Genomic DNA, 21,954 nt, shown 5'->3' with positions numbered 1-21,954 from the left:
GGGCCGGAGCGAAACTTGACGGACTAGTTCGGCGCGAAAGGATGGCTCACCGAGCTCTTCTTGGCAACCACTTCCGCTGCCGTCGGCGAACCGGCGACCGCGCGCTTGATCGATTCCTTGGTGGCTTCGTAGTTGTACTGCTGGATCTTCTTGTCGTCCTCGGCCAGCCAGTGGATGAACACACCGACGCAGACGAACAGGTTGTCGGCCTCGTCTGCCGGGATGGTGCCGTCTTCCACGCAGTCGGCCACCGCCATGGCCACCGCGCGCTGCGCCGGGCCGAACATCTGCACGGCCTGCTTGGCGCCCTTGATCGTGACCTTGTTGAACATCACGGTGGCAGGCTTGGCCAGCAGGTTGGGCGCGACCACGGCCAGCAGCGTGGTGAAGCCGTCCTTCTGGTTGGTCAGCGCGTTCGCGAACGCGGATTCGGCGGGGCTGCCGCGCGGTCCGATGATCAGGTCGATGTGGGCCACTTCATTGCCCTCGCCGACGAGCGATTCACCCACCAACATGCGATCGATTTTTGCCATGGCTGTTTGTCTCCAGGATGCGTTTTGGCCACAAGTACACCGGCCCCTTTGGCCCGTGCGAACCATCGGATATCACGTTCCGTGCCACCCGGTGTCGCCGGGCCTCCCCAACCCGGCCAGCAGCAGCGCGGCCACTGTCAGGTCGGCGGTGGTGCCGGGGTTGATACGGCGGGCCTTGAGTGCTTCGTCCCAGGCTGCGAAATCCGGATCGCCGTCGAGCGGGGACGCGCCGGTTGCACGGGCCTGCCAGCCCTGCGCCGCAGTCATGACACTGTGTGCCACGGCCTCGCCATGAATGCGAACAATGTGTGAATCCGCCGCGTTGGCAAGCAGCGCAAGGTACAGGCGCTGCACAGCCGCTGCCGTCGCGGCATCGGCAAGCCCTGCCGACGACTCCGGCTGCAGCGCGAACCCGGCGCCCAGGGAAGCATCTGCCAGCGCGGACAAAGTGCCATAGCCGTCCCGATACAGGCGCGCGATGCTGTCCCTGTCGGCGGCCAGCGCCATCGCCGCCCGCAGGCCGATGCTCGGTGGTTGCCGCACATCCTCTTCCGGCGCCGAACCCAGGCCGCCCGGATGGGCGCGCGCGATGGCGCGATAGGCGGCTTGCGAATCCGACAGGTCCAGGGCGTTCAGCACCTCCTCGATCGCCGCAGACAAGCCCGCCGCAGACCCGACAGCATCAGGCCGAAGCTCGACCGCACGCGCGACCGGCGCGCACAACAGCAGGATGCCCAGGTTGGTGTTGCAGCCGGCCGCCGCCCAGCTGGCTTCGACCGCGCCCTCGATGCGCTCGCCCACGCCTGCCCCGGGTTCGAACAACGGCCCGGCCGCCGCCTGCGCGCTGGCGATGAAGAGTTCGGCCGTCATGCCATGGCCCGGCGATGCCCGGCTTACGTTGCCCGGCTTGCGCACCGCCACGTCGAGTTCACAAGCCCTCAGGAAGCAGGCCCTGGCCCGCTGCGTCGCAAGCTGCTGCGGGGTGGGGCCACTCATGCGCGGCGCGGCGCCTTCGAGCGCGCGGCGCTGTCGGCCAACGCGAGCCTTCGCCCCAGCAGGTCGTCGACCAACGCGGCGGCGATGTTGAAGCGCGTCACGCGCTGCAACCCCTGCCATGCGGCAACTCCGTTGACCTCGATCACCTGGATGCCAGCGCCCGACCTGGCACCCGCACGCGGCGAGGACGGCATCAAGTCGACGCCTGCGTAGTCCATGCCCAACGCCAGCGCGGCGCCCTCGGCCAGTTGCGCGAGCTCCGGCGTCAAGTCCGCCGGCTCGCAGCGTGCCCCTTGCGCGACGTTGTGGACCCAATGCTCGCTGACCCGCCGCATGGCGGTGACCGCCCGTCCACCAATGACCAGCACCCGCCAGTCGAAGCCGGGCGTCGACGCCGCCGGCAGAAAGCGCTGCAGGTAGGCCAGTCCGCCATAGGCCGTATCGATGTCAGGCAACGCGTGATGAACCCCTTCCACCTCCCCCACCAACCGCAGCCCCTTCCCCTGCGAACCGAACAGCGGCTTGAGCACCAGCGCATGCCCGGCCGCGCCTTCGCGAATCGCGATGCGCTGAGCCTGTGCCAGCGATTCCGTGGCCCAGGTCGGCGGCGTGGGGATGCGCGCGGCATGCAGCAACAGGCTGGTCATCGACTTGTCGACGCTCCGCTCGATGGCGCGCGCATCGTTGTAGACCGGCACGCCGAGTTCACGCAGCGCATGCAGCACGCCGAGCCGCTTCGTCACCTGCTCGAAGCTGCCGCCCGCGATGCCGCGCACCACCACCGCATCCGGCAGCTCCCGTCCGAAGCCGGGGATGACCAGCCCATGCCAGGCGGCCGGGGTGTCGATCCTGCAATCCGCCAGGTCGATGCATCGCCCGACGCAACCCCGCGCCCGCAACGCCGCCTGCAGCTGGCGCGTGTGCCAGCCGATCTCGTCCGTCATGATCGCGACGGAGAGACCCATCACGCCGCCTTGCGCCAGAGACCAAGCAACAGTTGCATGTCCAGTCCTCCGGCATGCCAGGTGTTGCCGCTGTCGAGGTTGCTGACCCAGACTTCGGCCGGCGCGAACAAGGCTCCGTCGATCTTGTAGAAGTCGTAGTCGGCAGCCTTGAAGATGTCGGCGAAGGAACGGCCGTAGTCGGTGGAGTTGCTTGAAGGCAATCGCTGCGCCAGCGAACGCGCCGCCTCGTCGTCACCGCGCACGGTCAGATGCACGCGCCCGCCATACAGGATCGCATCGTTGGTCCGCCCCATGGCTTCCACGCCATCGGGGCTGGGCGCGGGCAATGGCGCAGCGCCGGAGCCACCGACGATGTCGCCGGCCGGGAAGCCCAGTTGGTGTGCCTTGTGCAGCGCCGTCTCCAGCACACGCGACACCACCTGCGTCGTACCGGCCAGGCTGGTCGTCGGCGTGAGGATCAGCGTCAACGCGTCCGCTTCCAGCCCGCAGTCGCGCAGCAGCTTGTCGATGATCACCTGGGGTGGCGCGCGGTCCACTTCCATCACCAGCACGCCGGTGTCCGCGCTGTCCCGGTAGCCGATCTCCTCGAACAGCGTCTCCTTGCCGGCCAGCGCCCGCGCAGGTCCGGAGCCGAGCGCGAAGAACTTCTTGCCGCCCGTCTCCTCCTTGCTGGCCGCCAGGCTCCAGCCGGCGTACTGGCTGCCCATGCAGGCCAGGACCGGCTGCGCGCTGCGCACCTCGATCCATGTGGGCCAGCCTTCCAGGCAACCGGTCGCCAGGTGCGCCTGGCCGAGCCCGCCCATGCAGATCTCGCCGATCAGCAACCCCGCTGCCACACTGCCGCGCACCGCGATGCCCGCATCGACGATGCAGACACCGGACGCGTCCCGACGCACCTGCACGTCCAGCAACTCCGCCTGCGCACGCAAACGCTCCACCAGCGGCCGGGCCAGCGCGTTGACGCTGGGCTTCTTCGACGCAGGCAGCGTCGGGTTGTCGCTCATTCGGAGGTCTCCAGGGAGAGGTGCACGGCCTCGCGACGGCGGCGCAGCATCGCGCACACCTCGTCGGCATTGGAACCGCTCGCGCTCACGCTGCACAGGGGTTCGCCGGCTTCGAACTGCGTCGGGGCGCTCGGCAGGTCATGGCAGTCGGGATGGGTGGCCAGGCGCCTTGCCGCGGATTCGTCCAGCGACAGCGCGCGCCTGGCATAGACGATCTCGGTGCCTTGCACGGGGACGTTGCCGGTACGCGAGGGCCATTGCGGCAGTTCGCCATGAAGGCAGGCACGAACGTGCGCAGCCACCATGCCGGGCGTCGCCGACAGGCGGCGCACACGTCGATAGAGCCCCATGCTCAAGGACGGCCGCGCGTTGACTTCGAGCACGTTCGCCGCATCCCCATCCAGCATGAAGTCCAGGCTGCCGAGGCCGCGCAGCGAGAAGGCGCCTGCCAGGGCGCGCACGGCGGTCCGGATCCGGGAGGCCAACTCGGCGGGCAGTGTCACGGGACCGACCGCGCCGCAGAACACGAAGGGCCGCCCGCCCATCGGTCGCACGATCATGTGATTGAAGCCCAGCACTTCGGCGTCGCTGCCGTTCGCGATGAAGGTCGCCGACATCGGGCTGCCCGGGACCTCGCGCTGGAAGTAGTGATGCTCACCGGGTGTCGCGCCGCCCAGGGCCGTGGCATGCTGGATGTGCGAGCCGCCGCTGCCTTGCGCGTCCTTGAGCAGCCAGCCTGCAGCATCCTCTGGCGCGTCCATGCGAATGGCGGGATGGGCAATCCCCTGTTCGTCCAGACACCCGAAGAAGAGGCGCGGGTCGCGCACGCGCCGCACCGCGTCGGCCTGCGTGCCGATCAAGGGCAGCAGCGCCGCGCCACGCTCGAGCACATCGGGTTGCCCCTCGAAGCCCGGGCCGGCGATCCAGCCCGTCACGCGCCCCTGCCGGGTGAGCGCCTCCAGCGCCGACAACAGCAACGCGCCGTCGATCTGCAGCTTCGACGGCTCGCCGATGCGGATCCACTCCTCGCTGGCCCGCCGGGTGTCGGCGTCGCCGAACAGGTCCAGCGCCACCACGTCGATGTCGTCGTCGCGCGCCGATTCCGCCAGCATGCGCGCGGAGATGGCCGCCACCGCAAGCGTTGTCATCGGGTCCTCCGCTTCATGCCGCCTTTTCGGCGATGAAGGCCCGCGCCGTCGCAAAGGCCTCGGCGAAACTCAGCACCACGGGCGCCTCTGCGTCATGCATCTGCACCAGCATCCGCTGCTGCGTCTGGTACTTGACGTTGCCGATGGCCAGGGCGCCGATGCCCACCGCCGACGTGCCGGCCAGCGGTTTGGCGTTGTCCATCGCATCGACGCCGGCAATGCCCTGCGGCGGCACCGCGTTCACGTCGGCCACGACCTTGAGTTGCTTCGCGGAAGCCAGCGTCTCGCCCGACACCACCTGCACGCCCGCCGCCGCGCAGGCCAGCAGCACATCGGCATTCGCGATCGAGTCACGCATGGCCGTGCCGTCGGTGCCGGACAGGCCCTTCAGTTCGACGCCGAAGCGCTCGCCCGTCTTGCGCGCGGCCTCCTCCGCCGCATTGATGCTGCTGCGACTCGAAAGCGCAACCTGCGCCCCGGCCTGCGCAGCAATCACCCCGGCGATGCGCCCCACCGGCCCGGTCCCGCCGAAGATCACGACACGCTGGCCCTTCAGCTCCGCCTTGTGATGCTTGCGAAGCGCAGCCTCCACGCAAGCCACCATCGCCGCCGCGGTCGTGTACGCCCCGCTCGGGTCAGCCATCAGCGACACCTGGAAGGGCTTGAACATCGAGGCCTTGGCCCGCTTGAGCAAGTCGGCGGCTTCGAGCGCATCGCGCCCGCCGATGAAGATGCCGGTGCGCAGCAAACCCTTGGGGCTGCGCGAGAAGATCGTGTCCTGCGTCAGGCTGGCCACGCTGTCGGCATCGCAGTCGGTGTACGGCACGATCACCTGGTAGCCGGCGTCGGCGGCCATGTTGATGTCGAACGGGCTCATGCGAGGGCCCGGCGTGAACATGTGGAGGATGTAGGGACGTTCCATTTGACAGATGCTCCGGATGACGGCGGCCTGGCCTGTTCAGCGCCCCGGCGCGCCGGGGCGACGGTCCACCAGCATGGCGCCCGAGTTGCGGCCTGACACGACGCGCAGCGTCAGCGATGGCGCAACGACCCCGGCCACATGCAGCGCGCCTGCCAGCGCCTCGGCACGCGCCAGCGACGGCAGGATCGCGAAGCCGGTCGGCCCCCATGAACTCTGGCCCAGTGCGGCGAGCGGTTCGTGCACGCCGACCCAATCCATCACCCGCCCCACCGCCGCACTCGTGAAAGCGTGCCCGCCCTGCCCTGGCGCGAAGTGCGCACCCAGAAGCCGCTGGATGTGCGTGACGCCGGCCGCGAAGGGCGCGAACTCCGCGCTGGCCGCACCCGGCAACACGCGCATCAGAACCTGGTGACAGATGTCGGCGGCCTGCGACTGCGGCATGGGCTGCAAGGCACCGATGGCCTGCCTTTCCGCCGCGCCCGACAAACCCTGCTGCGCGCTGTCCTCCACGACCAGCACCCGCCACTCCACAGGCAAGGCAAGGCGCGACAACACCACGGGCGGCTCGCCATGCGCACTCGGCCCGCCATCGACGATCAAGCCGCCCAGGTCGAAGCCGATGACGCCGATGCCCGAGCGCTGCCCGCGCCCCAGCCATTGCGCCAGCCGCGCCGTCGACATGTCCAGTCCGTGCCAATGTGCGAATGCGCGCGCGATGGCCAACGCCAGTTGCGTGCCGGAGCCGAAGCCCGCATGCGCCGGCAGCACCCGGACCAGCCGCAGATGCAACGGCTCATGGCGGCCGCTGTGGCGTTGCAGCAGGAGCAGGTCGGCCTCCGCGCGCTCGATGTCGGCCTGTGCGGCCGGCCCGTTCGCACTCACCTGCGTGAAGGACGAGTCGCCCAGTTCGACCTCGGTCTCGAAGCCGTTGATCACCAGCCCCAGGCTGCCGAAGCGCTGGCCCAGCGAGCCCGAAGGATCAAGAAAGCCCAGGTGCAGGCGGCCGGGGGCGCGCACCGTGACGGTGGCCGATTCGTCGGCATGCATGGCTTCCTCGGCAGGGGATGGAGACAACTGCATCGTGCCTTCAAAGCAAGGTCTGTTCCGTCGCGAAATCCAGTGCAGCTGGATCGCCGAGCACTCTCGCGGCTGCAGGGATCAGGCCAATGCGCTAGCGGACACCGGTGCCAATCAGCGATCCGGACCTGTATCGAGGCAGGGACACTGTGTCACGCGACGCGCCCTCCCTTCAGGCGCATTCGGCCGGTACGCCGCTTGCAGCAATTTCCGACGATCCGGCGCGCAATTCCGCCGACAGTGCCGGCCTGCCGCCGGTCATAGGATCGCCTCATCCACTACGAAGGTGTTCGATGAAAGTACTGATGACAGCGTTGACGGTCGCCCTGATCCCGCTGGCCGCCTTGGCCGCCGGCGACAAACCCACGGACGCGGTCGTCGCTGCAGCCTTCAAGAAGGCCGACCCCGACAACGACGGCACCGTCAGTTGGGCGGAGGCGAGGAAGTTCGGCATCACCAAGGCCGCCTTCGACCAGTCGAACCAGGACAACGACCGCACCCTCGACAGCAAGGAGTTCCTGGCCGCGATCACCTACCAGTTCCAGAAGGCCAACCCAGACGAGGACGGAACCCTCGACCGCAAGGAAGCCGCCAAGGCCGGCATCAAGAACAAGAAGCTCTTCGATGCGGCCAATGCGGACAATGACGGGACGCTGGACCTATCGGAATACATCCAGGCTCTGACCCTGCAAGCCAAGTAGCGCTTCAGCGCGCAGGACCGCGGGCTCCGCCGCTCGCGGGCAAGCCCTTATCGCGCCAGCCCATCGGATCGGGACAATTTGGACATCGTCCAGCAACCCCGGAGTCCGAGAATATGTACCCAGGCAAGTACGCGCAGCAGCACGCCGACCGACCCGCTTTCATCATGGCCACGAGCGGCGAATCGCTGACCTATGCGCAACTGGAGGCGCGCAGCAACCGCCTCGCGCACCTGCTGCGCGCGCAGGGCCTGAAGCGGCTCGATCACTTCGCGGTCTTCATGGAGAACAACCGGTACTTCATCGAGTGCTGCGTCGCGGGCGAGCGCACCGGCCTCTACTACACCTGCATCAACGCGTACCTCACGGCGCAGGAGATGGCGTACATCGTCAACAACAGCGAGTCGCAGGTGCTCATCACCTCGGCCGAGAAGCTGCCCGTGGCGCGGCAGGCGCTGCTGGAATGCCCGAAGGTCAAGCTGTGCCTGGTGGCGGGCGGCGGCGCGAGCGTCGCAGGCCAGACCGCCGGCACGGCGCGGCTCATCGACTTCGACGAAGCGGTGGCCGGCCTGCCCGAAACGCCCGTCGCGGACGAATGGCTGGGCCACTCGATGCTGTACTCGTCCGGCACCACCGGCCGGCCCAAGGGCGTGCTGCGGCCATTGCCGGAAGAACCGCCGAGCCATCAACTGCCCTTGATGACCTTCCTGACCGGGCTGTGGAAATGCGAGGAAGGCATGACCTATCTCTCGCCCGCGCCGCTGTACCACTCGGCGCCACTGGCGAATGTGTCGCAGACCATCCGGCATGGCGGCACGGCGATCATCATGGAGCACTTCGATCCTCAACAGTACCTGGCGCTGATCCCGCAGCACAAGATCACCCACACCCAACTCGTGCCGACGATGTTCTCCCGCCTGCTCAAGCTGCCGCCGGAGGAACGGGCCAAGGCCGACATGTCGACCGTGAAGATCGTGGTGCATGCCGCCGCGCCCTGCCCGGTCCAGGTGAAGGAAGACATCATCCGATGGTGGGGCCCGATCGTCCACGAGTACTACGGCGCCACCGAGGGCCTGGGCTTCACCGCTTGCGACACGCCACAGTGGCTGGCGCACCGCGGCTCGGTGGGCAAGGTGCTGCTCGGCGACATCCACATCTTCGACGAGCAGATGCAGCCGGTGCCCAAGGGCCAGCCCGGCGAGATCTGGTTCAAGACCGCCACGCCCTTCGTCTACTTCAACGACCCCGAGCGCACGGCCCTCACCCGCTCGCCGGATGGCACCATGAGCACGGTCGGCGACATGGGCTATGTCGATGACGACGGCTATCTCTACCTCACCGACCGCTCGACGTTCATGATCATCTCGGGCGGGGTCAACATCTATCCGCAGGAAAGCGAGAACCTGCTCATCACCCATCCAAAGGTGGCCGACGCGGCGGTGTTCGGCGTGCCCAACGCGGAGATGGGTGAGGAAGTGAAGGCGGTGGTGCAGACCGTACCGGGCATCGCGCACACGCCGGAACTGGCCGCCGAACTGATCGCGTTCTGCGAGTCGAACCTGGCGCACATGAAGTGCCCGAAGTCGGTGGACTTCACCGACCAGTTGCCGCGGCTGCCCACGGGCAAGCTGTACAAGCGCAAGCTGCGGGATGCGTTCTGGGAAGGGCACGCGAGCGGGGTCATCTGAGCGGAGCTTTGCGTTCGTGCCTGCGGCATGGCCGCTCGATTTGTCGGGGCGTTGCGATTCGCGACAGCATGTGCCGGCCGGACCCGGTATCGTGCGGGCATCCAGAGCAGGGAGGACTTGAACAATGAAACAGCATCTCTTTGCGATCGCCATCGCATCGGCGCTGCTCGCCTTGACCGGCGTGCAGGCGATGACCAAGGACGAGTACAGGGTCGCATGCTGCGCCATCGAAGCCAGGTACCAGGGCGCGAAGGACAGGTGCGACACCTTGGCCGAGGACGCCAAGGACTTCTGCATGGTGCAAGCACAACAAGCCAACGCGATCGCGCGGGCGGAACTGGAGCAACTCTACCGGCCGAGTCCGGCCAACGCGCGAAAGGTGAACGAGGCGAGGACGGCCGCGGCGGCCCTTGAAATCCGTATCGATGCGAGCGCCGCCCCAGTGAGCGCTGCGGCCGACACCTGTGAACACGGGAAGAACGCCGAGCACGACATGGCCACGACCGGTTTCAACATCAACAAGGGATAAGGCCGCCTGGACTCAAGACCGAAGCCATCGCATTGGCGGCTTCGGTCTCGACCGGGGAGGCCTCCCTATCAGGTCCTGTCGTTATGCCTCGTCGCGCGCACGTGCGGCGTTGCGCAGGTCGCGGATCTGGTCATGGTTGCGCTGGGCGCCTTCGGCCTGGCGCTGCACCACGCTTCGAACATTCGCGGGCAGGTTCTGCCTCAGCGCCTTGCGATAGCGCGCGATGGCCGTGTCTTCGCCGCGTTCGCACGATTCCAGGATCGACAAGTCGCTGTTGGCGCCCAGTGACCCCTTCACATGCACCCAGCCGCGATGCAGCGCGCCTGCGGTCGTCCCGCCTTCGGCCGGCTCGCCGCCCAACGACGTGATGAGTTGCACCAGTTCCGCTTCACCCTGGCGGCAACCTTCGGCACGGCTGACGAAGAGCTGCTTCATGGTCGGGCTCTCCACCTCTTCGGCGCAGGCCAGGAAGCCGTAGCCGCCGTCGCGCGTGTTCTCGAGCAGGTCGTTGAGCACATCCACCACGTCGTCGTTGGACATCGGGTCCCCGTACTGCGGACCTTCGCCAGTGGTGATTTCGTCGGTGCTGAAGTAGGTCTCGTCCGCACGGTCCCATGCGGCGCGCGTCGCGGCGCGGGCACGCGGCCAGTCGAGCCGGGAGGTTCCCCGGTCGGTTTCCCAGCGGCTGGCGAGCGTCGGCTCGACGGTGTCCCAGTCGCTTCCCAGCGTGCCGCGTCCGGTGTAGCCCAACTGGTAGGCCGGGCCGTAGTCGTCATATCCGAGGCCGGATTCGTAGTAGGGCTGCGTGTCGTAGCTCTTGCGCCAGTAGGCGTCCTCGGCGGTCGGGTTGATGCGCTCGCCGACGGCCTTGCCGCCCAGGCCGCCAACGACAGCGCCCGCCACCAGGCCGACAGCAGCGCCGACCGGGCCGGCCATCGCGCCTGCCGCAGCACCTGCCAGTGCGCCGCCTGTGGCGCCCACGCCGGTACCCACGGGATGTGCGCCGGGAGCACCCGTGATCGGGTCGCGGTTCAGGTCACGGGTTTCGGGAAAGTCTTGAACATTGGCCATGTTGTTTCCTTTGATGGTTGGTTGAAAAGCGCCGCCGATGGGGCTGTGCGTCGAAGTCAACGATGACTTCGCAGACGGCCAGGCTTCGTCAGCAACGGGGGCTGCCCTTTGTAGGCAATCCGGAAACGCGGCTGCGTCTTTTGACATGGCGTCTCGCGCTCCACGCGAGCCGCGCTTGCAGTCCCGGCGAAGCAGCCGGAACTTCCCGACAATGGCGCACATGCAAACGCTCACGCTGCGCCAGTTCGCCCTGCTCGTCCCACTCACGCTGGCCTGGGGGCTCAACTGGCCGGTGATGAAGCTGGGGGTGGCCGACTATCCGCCGCTGACCTTCCGCGCGCTCTCGCTCTGGCTCGGCTTGCCGGTGCTGGGCCTGGCGCTGGTCGTGTTGAAGACACCGTTCAAGGTGCCGCGCCAGCAGTGGCCCGAGCTGCTGTGGCTGGCCGCCACCAACATGTTCGTCTGGCACGCCTGCATCATCCTGGCGGTGAAGGCGCTGTCGAGCGGACGCGCGGCCATCCTGGGCTACACGATGCCGGTGTTCTCGGCCGTGATCGGTGCGGTGCTGTTCTCGGCGGTGCTCACGCGTCGCGGCTGGGTGGGCGTGGGCGCATGCGCGCTCGGCGTGGCGCTGTTGCTGTGGCATGAGTTCACGCACCTGGCCGGGCGCCCGGCTTATGTCGCGCTGGCCCTGATCGCGGCGGCCACCTGGGCGCTGGGCACGCAACTGTTGCGCCATACGCGCATTCCCTTGCCCACGCTCACGCTCTCGTTCTGGATGACCGCGCTGACGGCCGTGGTGATGACGGTGCTGTCCGTGCTGTTCGAACGCGCGCAATGGGGACCGCCAGGCAAGGCCACCTGGGCCGCGATTGGCTACAACGCCGTGCTGATCTTCGGCTTTGCGCATGCCGCCTGGTTCTACCTGGCGCGTGGACTGCCGCCCGTGGCCTCCACGCTGAGCGTGATGTTCATACCCGTGCTGGGCGTGTTCAGCGGCGCGCTGTGGCTCGGCGAGACGGTGTACTGGCAGGACTGGACCGCCGTCGTGCTGATGATGGTGGCGATTGCCTCGGTGCTGTGGCCGGTGCGGGCCAGACCCGCGCCCGAGGCATCGGCGCCCTTGCGCTCCTGAGGCCCCCGGCACATCGGCGCCTCGGCACATCGGCGGACTTCGACCCATGGGCATCCTCGACCGCGTCGGCGACTGGGCCAAGCGCATCAAGCGCGACGGCGTGACGCTGTGGTTCGCCGGCAAGAACCCGCGGACACCCTGGTATGCAAAGGCCCTGGGCCTGTTCGTCGTGGCCTATGCGCTGAGCCCCATCGACCTCATCCCGGACTTCGTCCCGGTGCTGGGCTACCTCGATGAGGTGCTGCTGCTGCCCGGCCTGATCTGGCTGGCCATCAGGCTCCTGCCGCCCGATGTCCTCGCGGAATGCCGCGCGCAGGCGGACCAGTGGATGGCCACCCAGGGCGCGAAGCCTCGCAGTTGGGCGGGCGCGGCCTTCGTCGTCGCCGTGTGGCTGGGCCTGACTGCAGCGGCCTGGTTCTGGCTCAGGGAGCCGCCGTAGCTGTCACACCGACGGTACGGGTTCAGTCGTACTTCAGGTACTTGAACCTTGGATCGTCAGGCGTCCCTTCCAGCACGGCCCCTTCCACCGCACCCGGTTGCCACATCACCACTTCCTCGATCTTCTTCGCCAGTTCGAAGTCCTTCTCGGTGATGCCCTTGGCCGCGTGGTTCATGAGCTTGACCGTCACGAAGGCGTAGGAGACGGTCAGGTCCGGATGGTGCCAGGCGGCCTCGGCAAGATGGCCCACCGTGTTGACCACCATCAGCGTGCCCTTCCAGCCGCTGGTCTTGAACTTGCGTCGGATCCAGCCGTCTTCCAGATACCATTTCGGCAGTTCCTCGGCGAGCCTTGCGGTGACCTCCTCGGGCGTGAACACCTCGGAAGCGGTTTGTTTGCGCCATTGGGTCATCTCCGACTCCTTCTTCAAATTGCGAAGTGGTGAAGGTCGATCCTATGGCGGCACGGGGTCGCGAGGCAGATGCCTCGTGGAAAGCCGCGACAACGAGAGGAGTAGCCGAATGATCCGCGCCCGATGTTTCGCGATCTCGACCGTGATATCGACAGTGGTCGCGCTGCTGTCCGCCACCGGGGCCATGAGCGCCGCGTCGGCCGAGCTTTCGGTCGACCAGGTCGGCGCCTTGCTCAAAGCCGCCTCGCCTGCCAAGCCGGCAGACCTCGCAGGCAAGGACCTGTCGGACCTCGACCTGAGCAAGCTGGACTTTCGCCATGCCCAGTTGCGCGGCACCAGCTTCTTCGCCAGCAAGCTCGTACTGGCCGACTTCCGCGGCGCGAACCTGGAAGGCGCCAACCTCAACGGCGCGTGGCTCATGGGCACCGACTTCAGCGGCGCCAACCTCACGAAGGCCAGCCTGCTGTCGGTTGTGATACTCGGTGGCGAGGTCAAGAAGATGCCGGTGTTCAAGGGCGCCAACATGACCGGCGTGAAGATGATCGCGGACCTGCCGGGGGCCGACCTGTCCGGCGCCAACATCAGCAACGCCATGGTCGGCGTCAACATCAAGAACCAGGGGATGGGACAGATGCGGACCGACCTGAACGGTGCGAACCTGGCAGGCGCCAACCTGTCGGGCTCGGACTTCAACCGCTCGGTGATGAATTTCAGCAACCTGCGCGGCAGCAACCTGCAGGGCGTCAGCTTCTATCTGGTCCGGCTGGCCGGCGCCGACCTCACGGGCGCGGACGTCACCGGCGCCGACTTCACTGAAGCCGACCTGGACGGGACGATCTTCAAGGACGCGAAGGGCTTCGACCAAGCCAAGGGCATCGATCGCGCAGTCAATCGCGAGAAGATCGTCCGTTAGTCGCTTCAACCCTGGCCAGATGCCGTTCGCGCCGCGGGTCGGTCCGTCGGGCCGATCGACCCATCGGCCCTTGCGGCGAAGTAGCGATAGATGCCTTCGATGTTCGCGTCGACGAGCGGATTGCCGCGGTAGGCGGGCATGCCTCGCGGGCCATTGCCATCCAGCACGGTGCGAACGAAAGCCGCGTGGTCCTGCGTGCGGGCGAACTCGACGATGGACGGCGCCGACAGACCCTCATAGCCTTGGCCGTGGCAGCGTTCGCATTGGAGGGTGCGCAAGGCCTGCCACGCACTCGCGACGGCCGGGTCGTCGATACCCGTGAACGGCGCGGGCGCACGGCCGATGTGTTCCGGTGTGCCGAGCTCGCCGGACAGCGCCAGGAACAGCGCCGCCGCGTAGCGGGCCATCTGCCCCGCCCGCAAGCGCTTCGCCAGATCCACTGCGCGCCACATTGCGCACTCCAGGTGCCCTGCCGTCGTCACGCACGGGGTTGCTACCGACCGTCGTTGGCAATCTGCCCGACGAACTTCCAGCCCTGGTCGAAGGTGTACATGAAGGCGTAGCCGGTCGGGCCGTCGATGAACACGGTCAAGGGCCGCGCCTCCGCGGGCTGCTCGTCGGCCGGCACTGGGGGCGACTTCATCGCAGTCTTCATGATCTGGAACATGCCATCGCCCCGCGTGGTTTTCGCGACCGAGGCCCAGCCGCGATTCAGGCGCCAACCCGAATCGGCCGAGAACACGAGTGTCGAGGGGTCGCCCGTGGGCCCGCGCAGCAGCAAAGTCAGCGGCGTACCCTGGGCCGAGGCCTGCGGCGGCGTGTAGCTGGATTGGGCCAGCGCCATGCAGGCGGCGCCTGCCAGCGCGAGGGCGGCCACCGCGGCAGCGGGCGCGCGCCAGACAGAACGGGAAGAGAAAATGGAAGACTTCATCATCGGCTCCTGCGATCGGTTGCAAGGGTCCGAATGCGTCGATACCTGCTGTCAGGTGGTGTGATCGAGGGGCTTCGAACCTGTGCAAATGGTAGGCAGCGAGACTTTTTTTCGATGTGGCCCTGTTCACACGAAAAATGTGCGCTAGTGTTTTCATCCCCTCAATGAGGGAGGCAGGTTCAGGCGAGTTCGGCCGGGATCAAACCATGTCGCAGCGCCAGGTGCACCATCGCCGCGGTGGTATGCACACCCAGCTTGTCCTTCAACAGGCTCTGCAGGTTCGACACCGTCTTCGGGCTCAGGTGCAAGGTGTTGGCGCAGGTGGCCACCGACTCGCCGCGCGAGAGCAAGCGGAACAGTTCGAATTCACGCTGCGTCAGCGAGTCGAAGGCCTGCGACTCGTCCGCGCCGTTGCGCAGGCGTTCGGCCAGCGCCGGGCTCAGGTAGCGTCGCCCGTCGCGCACGCTGTGGACGGCTTCGATCAGGCACTCGGGCGGGCTGCTCTTGGAGACGAAGCCCAGCGCGCCGAGTTCGAGCGCGCGCTGCACCAGCAGGTTGGTGTCGTGCATGCTGAAGACCAGGGTGCGCGCCCGCGGGTCGCGTTCGCGCAGCCGGCGGATCAGTTCCAGCCCGCTGCTGCCGGGCATGGCCAGGTCGGTGATGGTGATCTCCGGCTCATGGATGGCGAACTGCGCGCAGGCTTCATCGACGCTGGCCGCCTGCGCCACGACCTTCATGTCGCCGTCCTGTTCCAGCAGGTGGCTGTATCCGGCCCGCACCACCGGATGGTCGTCGACCAGCAGCAGCCGGATCATGCGAGCGCCTCCGACTTGGTTTGGCGCGCAACCAACGGGAGTTGCATGCGGATGCGCGTGCCGGCGCCCGGAGCGCTGTCGGCTTCGAGCCTGCCGCCCAGGGCTGCGGCACGCTCGGTCGCACCGAGCAGGCCGAAGCCGCGCTCCGGCACCACGGCACCAAAGCCGCGGCCGTCGTCTTCCACGCACAAGCACAGGCTCTCCGACGTCGCCGCCAGCTCGATGTTCACGCGCGTGGCATTCGCATGCCGCACGACGTTGGCCAGGGCTTCCTGCGTCACGCGATAGACGGTGGTGTCGACGGCCTCGCTGTGCTGGCACAGATTGCCACGGGAATGGAACAGGCAGGGCACGCCGCTGCGCACGGTCCAGCTTTCGCAGAGCGACTGCATCGCGGCAACGAGGCCCAGCTCGTCGAGTTCCGCCGGGCGCAGGCGACAGACCAGGCGCCGCACACCCTCCTGCAATGACTGGGCAGAAGCAGCGGCGCGTCGCGCGGCCTCGCCGATCTGCTCGAGCGAATTCGAGCGCTGGATATAGGTGGCCTCGATCCGGATCGCCGTGCAGTGCTGGGCGAATTCATCGTGCAACTCGCGCGCCAGCGCCAGCCGTTCGTTCTCCTGCAGGGCGATCAACTGTTGCGTGAGTTCGCGGTTCTTGACCAGCAGGCGCGACGCGTCGATGCGCCTGCGCCACGCATACCAGGCCAGACCCAGGGAGAGCGCCATCAACGTGAACGGAACCTCGTCGATCTGCCACGCCTCGCCATGGGCCAGGAGATCGGCCATGCGCTCGCGCAGTTCCAGCGCGCTGGACACCACGAAGGTCAGCAAAGTCAGAAGCAACACCCCCGCGAATTCGAATCGCTCGGGGGCCCAGGCACGCCATCGTGGCAATCGCCAATGAGTCGTCATCCGCCATGTCTCCAATTGGAACGCCGTGCTGCACTCTGTTCCGCAATGTAACGTTGCCACGCAGGGGTGGCCCCCGTACTGACCCGAGTGCCACGCTTGCTGCGCAAGTCCGGGCCGTCGCCTGCATCGAGCATCCGAAGAAGGGGCATTCGTAGCATCATCCCGACCTCTTTCTCGACTTCCGCGACAGCCGTCGCCACCCCAACCGCAATGTCCATGCCCAATCCGACCGAGGCCTCTTTCGGAAGCTGGTCCTCCCCCATTACGTCCGCGCTGGTGGCCAGCGAATCCATCACCCTTGTCGATGTGCTGCTGGATGGCAGCGAGGTGTACTGGGTCGAGGCCCGGCCGCAGGAGGCCGGGCGGCATGTGCTGGTACGCCGGGCTGGGGATGGGTCGAACGTGGACGTGACGCCAACGGGGTTTTCCGTGCGCACGCGGGTGCATGAGTACGGCGGCAACTCGGCGCTCGTGGTGGATGGCAGCGTCTGCTTCAGCGACTTCGCGGACCAGCGGCTGTATCGCCTGGACAAGGGCGGCAGGCCCGAACCGCTCACGCCGGCCGCTGCGGCCGGGACGCCGCGCGCCGCGCTCCGGTATGCCGATGGGCGTGTCGACATGGCGCGCCGCTTGTGGATCGGCGTGCGCGAGGATCACCGCGAGGCCGGCAAGGAAGCGGTCAACACCATCGTGGCACTGGATCTTGCGTCGGACAGCGAAAGCGCCGGCACCGTGCTCGTTCAGGACCATGACTTCTTCGCTTCGCCAAGGCTCAGCCCGGACGGTCGCCGCGTGGCCTGGCTCGCATGGGACCACCCGCGCATGCCGTGGGAAGGAACCGAAATCTGGGTCGCGGACTTCGACGGCGCCACGGTGCGCAATCCGACCCTGATGGCGGGTGGTCCGGGTGAATCGGTGTTCCAGCCGGAATGGTCGCCGGATGGTGTCCTCTACTTCGTGTCGGATCGGACGGGTTGGTGGAACCTCCATCGCTGCGAGGCGAACGCGCACATCGTCAACGTGCGCCCGATGGCAGCCGAGTTCGGCCGGCCGCAATGGGGGCTGGGGATGTCCACCTATGCCTTCCTGTCGGCCGGCGAGGCGGTCTGCAGCTACATCGAGGGCGGCCTCGGCCGGCTCGCGCTGCTGGACCTTCAGAGCGGCAGGCTGACACCCTTCGACCTGCCCTACGCCGACTTCTCCCTGGTTCGCGCGTACGGCACAACTGTGGCCTTCAAGGCCGGCGCGCCGACCCTGCCGACCGCCATCGTCCGGCTGGACCCGCGCACCGGCGCGACCACCGTGCTGCGACAGTCCGGCGCAGTCGCCGACGACCCCGCCATCCATCGGCACTTCTCCACCCCGCGATCGATCGAGTTCCCCACGCCGCGCGGCCAGACAGCCTTCGCCCAGTTCTATCCCCCCGCCAACGCGGACCATCGCGCACCGGATGGCGAGTTGCCCCCGCTGCTGGTCCGCTGCCATGGCGGGCCGACCTCCTCGGCCTCGACCCTGCTCGACCTGCGCACGCAGTTCTGGACCAGCCGGGGTGTCGCGGTGGTTGATGTCGACTACGGCGGCAGCACCGGCTATGGCCGCGCCTACCGCGAGCGCCTGCACGGCATGTGGGGCCTCGTCGATGTCGAGGACTGCGCTGCGGCTGCGCGCTGTCTCGTCGGCAAGGGATGGGTCGATGGGCGACAGATCATGATCACCGGCAGCAGCGCAGGCGGCTTCACCGCCCTCGCCTGCCTGACTTCTGAAGATCCCTCGGTGCGCAAGGCGTTCGCAGCGGGCGGCAGCCACTACGGCGTCAGCGACCTGGCAGCGTTGGCACGGGACACGCACAAGTTCGAGTCGCGCTACCTGGACTGGCTGGTCGCGCCCTATGTGGAAGGCAGCGAGGTCTACGCGCAGCGCTCCCCCGTTCGCAATGCCGACAGGCTCACCGCGCCGGTCGCGTTCTTCCAGGGCGCAGAGGACAAGATCGTCCCACCAAGCCAGACCGAGTCGATGGTCGCCGCGCTGCGCCAGAAAGGCATCACCGCGCAGTACCTGCTCTTCGCAGGCGAGCAGCACGGCTTTCGCCAGGGCCGGAACATCGCGTGGGCGCTGGATGCCGAGTTCTATTTCTACGACGCCCTGGTCTTCAAGCCGGCGCGCGAGGCCCGGCGCCTGACCCGCAGCGACAGCGCATAGCGCGCCACCAGCAGCCCCCAGGCGACAGCCGCCAGCACGCCGGCCAGGCTGAAACGCGCCGGTTCCGGCCGGGTCAGCGCGGGCGCCATCAAGGCTTGCGCCAGCCGCTCGGGCGATTGCAAGCGCACGAATTCAAGCCCCTGCTCCCCCGCCAGCAGGCGCAGATAGGACTCGCGCAAGGCCGACATGTGTTCACTGCCCGGCGTCGCGCCGAGCGTGGGCGCGTTGGTGCCCGCCACGTCATCCACCATGCCTTCCGACCTCACGCTGGCGTTGCGCCCCTGGCTGCGCAAGTCGGTCTGCGCCACCTCGTCAGGGCGCCAGAAGCCGAGCGGGTTGCCCTCCTGGTCAGTCTTTGGAATCGGCGAGGGGCGCAAGTCGCCGACGCCGACGATCAGCCCGGCCACGTCGCCCGGCTTGTCGTCGAAGGCCGGACGGTAGCGCGGGTTCAGCGGCGGCGCCTCCTGCCCGTCGGTCACGAACACCAGCGAGGGCTTGTCCGGCAGCAGCTTCGCAATGCCGATGGCGCTGTGCAGTCCCTTGGCAATCTCGCTGTTGCCCGACCAGGCCATGCGCGTGTCGATCCGCGCCAACGTGGAGCGCAGTTCCTTCAAGTTGGCGCAGACCTCGATCGGCGACAGCAGCAGCAAGGCGCGGTATTCGGTGAACACCGCCCAGCCGACCTTGGAGCCACAAGGCATCCGCAGCAGCGACTGGCGCAGCGCCTGCTTGGCAAAGGCCAGGCGCGACACCGGCTCGCCGTCGATCCGCTCGTCTGTGACGTTCATGCTCTGGGTCACGTCGATCACGACGACATGGTCGACCAGCGGGCGCTGCGTCATCACGCCGGGATCGAACAGGCTGGCGGCCAGCGCGATGGCGGCCAGCAGCAGCAGCCAGCGATCGGCGAGGTGTCGCCACCCGGCGCCTGGCATGTCGCGCCGATCATCGCGTGGAGCAACGCGTGGAGCGTCACGCGGACTGTCGCTGGCCGTCATGGCAGGCCCGGCGAGAAGCCGCGCATCGTCGTGGCCGCGCGTTCGGAGTTGCGCTGCGTGTCGGGCGGCGCCAGATCGAGTTCGTCCGGGTCGGGCAGCAGCCGCTGGGCGCGCTCCAGGTTGTAGCGCGCATCCCAGCGCCCGGGCTCCACACGCAGCACGTCGCGGTAGATCTCCTTGGCCAGTTCGATGAGCGGGATGGCCTTGCCGGGTTCGGCACCGCCCTGCGCTGCGACGGCCTGCCGGATCAACAGGTTGGCACTGTTGTAGCGGGCGGCCTGGCCCAAGGGCGTGTCGTCTTCCAGGCTGCGGTAGAGGTGCAGCGCCGCTTCCTCCTCGCCCGCGTCGGCTTGGGCGTGGGCTCGGGCGAAGCGCACCTGCGGAGGCGCATCTTTGACATCGGCCGGCAGCGTGCCTGAGGCGATCACCTCGTTCCACTGGTACTTGCGCCAGGCGAGCGCGCCGTCGACTGTCGCTGCCACCGCCAGCGCAACCAGCAGGCCCCACACCACGCGCGTGCGCCGCCGCCGCGAATTCAGGCCCATCGCCGCAGCTCCATGAGGTTGGCCGCCAGCAGCAGCAGGACACAGCCGAAGGCCAAGCCGAGCACCGGCTGGCGGAGGTCGCGCTGCGGCACGGTGTCCAGGTAGGTGATCGGCAGGTTCTCCAGCCGGTTCACCGCCTCTATGGCCGTCTTCAGCGCCGCGGGGTCGTGCGCCTCATAGGCGTGGTACGGCGTGCCCAGTTGCTCGAAGAAGCGATGCAGCGCGTATTCCGGCACGGCGTCGACGTTCGACGGCGTCTCGCCCTTCTCCATCACCAGCCCGGGCGCGTTGTTCGAGCGCAGGTAGATCCAGTAGATCGTCACGCGCAGCTTGCGCGCCATGTAGGCGATGCGTTCCTTGGCATCCGGGTCGAGCCGGTCGCCGCCGTCGGACACCAGCATCACGATGCGCGAGCCGGTGTAGGGCTCGTCCTCGAAGTACGACAGCGCCGATTGCATCGCCAGGCCGATGTTGGTCTCCGACAGGCCGCGTCCGATGTCGCCCGCCGAGATGGCGGCCTGGATGGCGTCGTTCTTCGACGTGAAGTCCAGCACGCGGATCGGCAGGGTGCTGAAGACGATCATGCCGAAGCGGTCATCCGGCCGCTTGGCCGCGAACTCCGCCAGCAACTGGCGCGCGACCTTGCCCTTGGGCTCGCTCAGGTTCCTTTGCCGCATGTAGTAGTCGATCGCCTCGGGCCCGGTGCCCTTCACGGCACCAGGTCGCACGCCGCCGAAGCCCTGGTCCATGCTGCGGCTGCGGTCGAGCACCAGCACGATCTCCGCACCCTTGCCGACGCGCTCCACGTCGTACTCCGGCAGGTGCGGCCCCGCCATGCCGAGCAGCGATGCAGCCAGCGCCAGCACGCCGATGCCGCGCAGCGTCCAGCCCAGCAGGTCGGAGGCGCGGTCGTGCGGCATCTGCGCGGCCCAGGTGTTGCTGAGTGCGCCGCCCGTGCGCGCGAGCAGCGGCAGCAGGGCCAGCGGCAGCAGCCAGAGCAGCAGCGGGTGGTCGAAGGTCACCGGGCGACCTCCGTGCTGCGCACTGCGGTGCGAGCTTGCTTGGGGCGGCCCGGCGCAGCGCTCATGCCGAACCTCGCTCCGCATCGCGGCAGCGCCGGCAGAACTCGATCAGCCAGTTGCGGTCCGCCTTGGCCGCCGCGCCGGCACCGAAGAACTCGTTGCGCGACTGCGCGAAGAAAGTGGCGAGGTCGTCGCGCAAGTGCGCGAAGCGCGGCCGTGCGCCGACGAAGCGGTCGATTCCCTGCTCGAACACCACCTCCCCCATGGATTGGTTCAGGGCCGCATGCAGGCGCTGGTAGGCCTCGCGCCATTGCGCATCCGGGCTTGCCGGCGTCAGCCCCCGCAGCGTGCGCCAGGCCATCGTGAACGGCCGGTGCGCGCGGCCCCACCACGGCAGGCCGATGTACACATGGGCCAGCCAAGCCAGCAGCACCAGCGCCACGCAGCCATAGGCGACGAGGCGATAGCGCCCGAAGCGGGTGTCGATCAGCGGCGGCGCCGCGTCGGGCCGCAGTTCGCCGAGCCCATGCCGGGACGACACATCCACCGGCACCAGCGGCGCCACCGTCACCGGCCAGCTCTCGATGCGAAGCTCCTGCGCGCGCGGTTCGCCCTTGAAGCGCAGCGTGAAGCTCGGCATCTCCAGCGTGCGCGGCTCCGGCGGCGACAGGAACACCTGGTAGGCCAGCTTGAACTCCAGCCGTCGCCCGCCGGACTGCCCGCTGCTGCTTCGCTCGACGCTGCGCAACTCCAGCGCTTTGCCACGCGCGCCCGGGCGCGGCACGCTGGTCTCGTCGAGCAAGAGGCCATCCGGTTGTTCGACCGTGACGGTGCGTGACACCATGTCACCCACCTGGTAGCCGAAGGCGCGCGGCTCGGATGTCGTCGCCTCGAGTTGCATTGCCGACGCGCCACATGCCCAGGCGGCCAGCACCCCTGCCAGCACCGCGCGGCGCAGCCGGTGTCGTGCCGGATCGCTGGAGCGCGTGCGGTAGGTCAT

Annotated in this window: 24 protein-coding genes; 7 read left to right on the top strand and 17 right to left on the bottom strand. The window is 68.0% G+C overall.

Translation table 11 applies throughout. The features are described 5' to 3' along the window. Nucleotides 1-23 precede the first annotated feature (23 nt). From fae to WKW82_RS28525, 7 genes are all read right to left on the bottom strand, one after another. The gene (fae, locus tag WKW82_RS28555) at nucleotides 24-533 is read right to left on the bottom strand and encodes a formaldehyde-activating enzyme (RefSeq protein WP_340346014.1); all 510 of its coding nucleotides are present in this window, start codon (nucleotides 531-533) and stop codon (nucleotides 24-26) included. A gap of 72 nt (nucleotides 534-605) precedes the next feature. Next, nucleotides 606-1,529 carry a triphosphoribosyl-dephospho-CoA synthase gene (locus WKW82_RS28550; RefSeq protein WP_340346012.1) on the bottom strand — a complete coding sequence of 308 codons (924 nt, stop codon included), beginning with the start codon at nucleotides 1,527-1,529 and terminating at the stop codon, nucleotides 606-608. Beyond that, complete coding sequence (locus WKW82_RS28545) at nucleotides 1,526-2,494, bottom strand: ATP-grasp domain-containing protein (RefSeq protein ID WP_340346011.1); 969 nt, start codon at nucleotides 2,492-2,494, stop codon at nucleotides 1,526-1,528. Before WKW82_RS28545 ends, WKW82_RS28550 begins: the two co-directional genes overlap by 4 nt. Beyond that, nucleotides 2,494-3,498, bottom strand: a complete 1,005-nt coding sequence (gene mch, locus WKW82_RS28540; RefSeq protein ID WP_340346010.1) for a methenyltetrahydromethanopterin cyclohydrolase — start codon at nucleotides 3,496-3,498, stop codon at nucleotides 2,494-2,496. The genes WKW82_RS28545 and mch overlap by 1 nt, the downstream gene beginning before the upstream one ends. Next, nucleotides 3,495-4,646, bottom strand: coding sequence for an ATP-grasp domain-containing protein (locus WKW82_RS28535; RefSeq protein WP_340346008.1), 1,152 nt, complete (start codon nucleotides 4,644-4,646; stop codon nucleotides 3,495-3,497). The genes mch and WKW82_RS28535 overlap by 4 nt, the downstream gene beginning before the upstream one ends. Nucleotides 4,647-4,659: 13 nt before the next feature. Then, nucleotides 4,660-5,568, bottom strand: coding sequence for an NAD(P)-dependent methylenetetrahydromethanopterin dehydrogenase (locus WKW82_RS28530; protein ID WP_340346006.1), 909 nt, complete (start codon nucleotides 5,566-5,568; stop codon nucleotides 4,660-4,662). Nucleotides 5,569-5,604: 36 nt separating this feature from the next. Next, nucleotides 5,605-6,615 carry a beta-ribofuranosylaminobenzene 5'-phosphate synthase family protein gene (locus WKW82_RS28525; RefSeq protein WP_340346005.1) on the bottom strand — a complete coding sequence of 337 codons (1,011 nt, stop codon included), beginning with the start codon at nucleotides 6,613-6,615 and terminating at the stop codon, nucleotides 5,605-5,607. Between the two features lie 323 nt (nucleotides 6,616-6,938). Between WKW82_RS28525 and WKW82_RS28520 the strand changes: the two genes are divergently transcribed. From WKW82_RS28520 to WKW82_RS28510, 3 genes are all read left to right on the top strand, one after another. Beyond that, the gene (locus WKW82_RS28520; protein ID WP_340346003.1) at nucleotides 6,939-7,346 is read left to right on the top strand and encodes an EF-hand domain-containing protein; all 408 of its coding nucleotides are present in this window, start codon (nucleotides 6,939-6,941) and stop codon (nucleotides 7,344-7,346) included. Between the two features lie 113 nt (nucleotides 7,347-7,459). Further along, the gene (locus WKW82_RS28515; protein WP_340346001.1) at nucleotides 7,460-9,031 is read left to right on the top strand and encodes an AMP-binding protein; all 1,572 of its coding nucleotides are present in this window, start codon (nucleotides 7,460-7,462) and stop codon (nucleotides 9,029-9,031) included. A 124-nt stretch (nucleotides 9,032-9,155) separates the two neighbouring features. After that, on the top strand, nucleotides 9,156-9,560 hold the full coding sequence (locus tag WKW82_RS28510; protein WP_340345999.1) for a hypothetical protein: 405 nt from the start codon (nucleotides 9,156-9,158) through the stop codon (nucleotides 9,558-9,560). Nucleotides 9,561-9,641: 81 nt separating this feature from the next. On the opposite strand, the gene WKW82_RS28505 is transcribed toward WKW82_RS28510, so the two are convergent. After that, nucleotides 9,642-10,631, bottom strand: a complete 990-nt coding sequence (locus tag WKW82_RS28505) for a PA2169 family four-helix-bundle protein (RefSeq protein ID WP_340345997.1) — start codon at nucleotides 10,629-10,631, stop codon at nucleotides 9,642-9,644. A gap of 220 nt (nucleotides 10,632-10,851) precedes the next feature. Here WKW82_RS28505 and WKW82_RS28500 point away from each other — a divergent pair, with 220 nt between their 5' ends. Together WKW82_RS28500 and WKW82_RS28495 are read left to right on the top strand one after the other, a co-directional pair. Next, nucleotides 10,852-11,766, top strand: a complete 915-nt coding sequence (locus WKW82_RS28500) for a DMT family transporter (protein ID WP_340345995.1) — start codon at nucleotides 10,852-10,854, stop codon at nucleotides 11,764-11,766. A 46-nt stretch (nucleotides 11,767-11,812) separates the two neighbouring features. Then, on the top strand, nucleotides 11,813-12,205 hold the full coding sequence (locus WKW82_RS28495) for a YkvA family protein (protein ID WP_340345993.1): 393 nt from the start codon (nucleotides 11,813-11,815) through the stop codon (nucleotides 12,203-12,205). A 22-nt stretch (nucleotides 12,206-12,227) separates the two neighbouring features. Here the strand turns inward: WKW82_RS28495 and WKW82_RS28490 are convergent, their stop codons facing one another. Continuing rightward, nucleotides 12,228-12,617, bottom strand: coding sequence for a 4a-hydroxytetrahydrobiopterin dehydratase (locus WKW82_RS28490; RefSeq protein ID WP_340345991.1), 390 nt, complete (start codon nucleotides 12,615-12,617; stop codon nucleotides 12,228-12,230). A 109-nt stretch (nucleotides 12,618-12,726) separates the two neighbouring features. Here WKW82_RS28490 and WKW82_RS28485 point away from each other — a divergent pair, with 109 nt between their 5' ends. Then, nucleotides 12,727-13,530, top strand: a complete 804-nt coding sequence (locus WKW82_RS28485; RefSeq protein WP_340345989.1) for a pentapeptide repeat-containing protein — start codon at nucleotides 12,727-12,729, stop codon at nucleotides 13,528-13,530. Between the two features lie 5 nt (nucleotides 13,531-13,535). Here the strand turns inward: WKW82_RS28485 and WKW82_RS28480 are convergent, their stop codons facing one another. The 4 genes from WKW82_RS28480 to WKW82_RS28465 form a co-directional block, all read right to left on the bottom strand. Further along, nucleotides 13,536-13,982 (bottom strand): c-type cytochrome, encoded by a 447-nt coding sequence (locus WKW82_RS28480; protein WP_340345987.1) that lies wholly within the window; start codon nucleotides 13,980-13,982, stop codon nucleotides 13,536-13,538. 41 nt (nucleotides 13,983-14,023) lie between these two features. Beyond that, complete coding sequence (locus WKW82_RS28475; protein ID WP_340345985.1) at nucleotides 14,024-14,461, bottom strand: hypothetical protein; 438 nt, start codon at nucleotides 14,459-14,461, stop codon at nucleotides 14,024-14,026. A 179-nt stretch (nucleotides 14,462-14,640) separates the two neighbouring features. Then, nucleotides 14,641-15,276, bottom strand: coding sequence for a response regulator (locus WKW82_RS28470; RefSeq protein ID WP_340345984.1), 636 nt, complete (start codon nucleotides 15,274-15,276; stop codon nucleotides 14,641-14,643). Next, on the bottom strand, nucleotides 15,273-16,124 hold the full coding sequence (locus WKW82_RS28465) for a sensor histidine kinase (RefSeq protein ID WP_340345982.1): 852 nt from the start codon (nucleotides 16,122-16,124) through the stop codon (nucleotides 15,273-15,275). Before WKW82_RS28465 ends, WKW82_RS28470 begins: the two co-directional genes overlap by 4 nt. A 282-nt stretch (nucleotides 16,125-16,406) precedes the next feature. On the opposite strand from WKW82_RS28465, the gene WKW82_RS28460 reads away from it, so the two are divergent. Continuing rightward, nucleotides 16,407-18,389, top strand: coding sequence for a S9 family peptidase (locus tag WKW82_RS28460; protein WP_340345981.1), 1,983 nt, complete (start codon nucleotides 16,407-16,409; stop codon nucleotides 18,387-18,389). Here the strand turns inward: WKW82_RS28460 and WKW82_RS28455 are convergent. The 4 genes from WKW82_RS28455 to WKW82_RS28440 all read right to left on the bottom strand — a co-directional run bounded on the left by WKW82_RS28455 (nucleotide 18,323) and on the right by WKW82_RS28440 (nucleotide 21,954). After that, a complete protein-coding gene (locus WKW82_RS28455; protein ID WP_340345980.1) occupies nucleotides 18,323-19,324 on the bottom strand; it encodes a vWA domain-containing protein in 1,002 nt (333 codons plus the stop codon). The two genes, WKW82_RS28460 and WKW82_RS28455, sit on opposite strands and share 67 nt — an antisense overlap. 59 nt (nucleotides 19,325-19,383) lie before the next feature. Next, entirely contained in the window at nucleotides 19,384-19,932 is a 549-nt protein-coding gene (locus WKW82_RS28450; RefSeq protein ID WP_340345979.1) for an MxaK protein, read from the bottom strand. After that, nucleotides 19,923-20,954 (bottom strand): vWA domain-containing protein, encoded by a 1,032-nt coding sequence (locus tag WKW82_RS28445; RefSeq protein ID WP_340345977.1) that lies wholly within the window; start codon nucleotides 20,952-20,954, stop codon nucleotides 19,923-19,925. The genes WKW82_RS28450 and WKW82_RS28445 overlap by 10 nt, the downstream gene beginning before the upstream one ends. 61 nt (nucleotides 20,955-21,015) lie before the next feature. Further along, nucleotides 21,016-21,954, bottom strand: a complete 939-nt coding sequence (locus WKW82_RS28440) for a hypothetical protein (RefSeq protein WP_340345976.1) — start codon at nucleotides 21,952-21,954, stop codon at nucleotides 21,016-21,018.

The sequence above is a fragment of the Variovorax rhizosphaerae genome, assembly GCF_037889975.1.
In the GTDB taxonomy this organism is placed as follows: domain Bacteria; phylum Pseudomonadota; class Gammaproteobacteria; order Burkholderiales; family Burkholderiaceae_C; genus Variovorax; species Variovorax rhizosphaerae.
Note: the sequence above shows the minus strand (reverse complement) of the source record. Positions and strands in the feature narration are given on the sequence as shown.

Bases quoted from the DNA above. Each gene is read 5' to 3' on its own strand.
- WKW82_RS28450 (WP_340345979.1), bottom strand. From the start codon at position 19,932: ATGGGCCTGAATTCGCGGCGGCGGCGCACGCGCGTGGTGTGGGGCCTG.
- WKW82_RS28490 (WP_340345991.1), bottom strand. From the start codon at position 12,617: ATGACCCAATGGCGCAAACAAACCGCTTCCGAGGTGTTCACGCCCGAG.
- WKW82_RS28495 (WP_340345993.1), top strand. From the start codon at position 11,813: ATGGGCATCCTCGACCGCGTCGGCGACTGGGCCAAGCGCATCAAGCGC.
- WKW82_RS28440 (WP_340345976.1), bottom strand. From the start codon at position 21,954: ATGACCTACCGCACGCGCTCCAGCGATCCGGCACGACACCGGCTGCGC.
- WKW82_RS28515 (WP_340346001.1), top strand. From the start codon at position 7,460: ATGTACCCAGGCAAGTACGCGCAGCAGCACGCCGACCGACCCGCTTTC.
- WKW82_RS28510 (WP_340345999.1), top strand. From the start codon at position 9,156: ATGAAACAGCATCTCTTTGCGATCGCCATCGCATCGGCGCTGCTCGCC.
- WKW82_RS28530 (WP_340346006.1), bottom strand. From the start codon at position 5,568: ATGGAACGTCCCTACATCCTCCACATGTTCACGCCGGGCCCTCGCATG.
- WKW82_RS28505 (WP_340345997.1), bottom strand. From the start codon at position 10,631: ATGGCCAATGTTCAAGACTTTCCCGAAACCCGTGACCTGAACCGCGAC.
- WKW82_RS28550 (WP_340346012.1), bottom strand. From the start codon at position 1,529: ATGAGTGGCCCCACCCCGCAGCAGCTTGCGACGCAGCGGGCCAGGGCC.
- WKW82_RS28475 (WP_340345985.1), bottom strand. From the start codon at position 14,461: ATGAAGTCTTCCATTTTCTCTTCCCGTTCTGTCTGGCGCGCGCCCGCT.
- WKW82_RS28500 (WP_340345995.1), top strand. From the start codon at position 10,852: ATGCAAACGCTCACGCTGCGCCAGTTCGCCCTGCTCGTCCCACTCACG.
- mch (WP_340346010.1), bottom strand. From the start codon at position 3,498: ATGAGCGACAACCCGACGCTGCCTGCGTCGAAGAAGCCCAGCGTCAAC.
- WKW82_RS28455 (WP_340345980.1), bottom strand. From the start codon at position 19,324: ATGCCAGGCGCCGGGTGGCGACACCTCGCCGATCGCTGGCTGCTGCTG.
- WKW82_RS28525 (WP_340346005.1), bottom strand. From the start codon at position 6,615: ATGCATGCCGACGAATCGGCCACCGTCACGGTGCGCGCCCCCGGCCGC.
- WKW82_RS28520 (WP_340346003.1), top strand. From the start codon at position 6,939: ATGAAAGTACTGATGACAGCGTTGACGGTCGCCCTGATCCCGCTGGCC.
- WKW82_RS28480 (WP_340345987.1), bottom strand. From the start codon at position 13,982: ATGTGGCGCGCAGTGGATCTGGCGAAGCGCTTGCGGGCGGGGCAGATG.
- WKW82_RS28545 (WP_340346011.1), bottom strand. From the start codon at position 2,494: ATGGGTCTCTCCGTCGCGATCATGACGGACGAGATCGGCTGGCACACG.
- WKW82_RS28470 (WP_340345984.1), bottom strand. From the start codon at position 15,276: ATGATCCGGCTGCTGCTGGTCGACGACCATCCGGTGGTGCGGGCCGGA.
- fae (WP_340346014.1), bottom strand. From the start codon at position 533: ATGGCAAAAATCGATCGCATGTTGGTGGGTGAATCGCTCGTCGGCGAG.
- WKW82_RS28485 (WP_340345989.1), top strand. From the start codon at position 12,727: ATGATCCGCGCCCGATGTTTCGCGATCTCGACCGTGATATCGACAGTG.
- WKW82_RS28460 (WP_340345981.1), top strand. From the start codon at position 16,407: ATGCCCAATCCGACCGAGGCCTCTTTCGGAAGCTGGTCCTCCCCCATT.
- WKW82_RS28535 (WP_340346008.1), bottom strand. From the start codon at position 4,646: ATGACAACGCTTGCGGTGGCGGCCATCTCCGCGCGCATGCTGGCGGAA.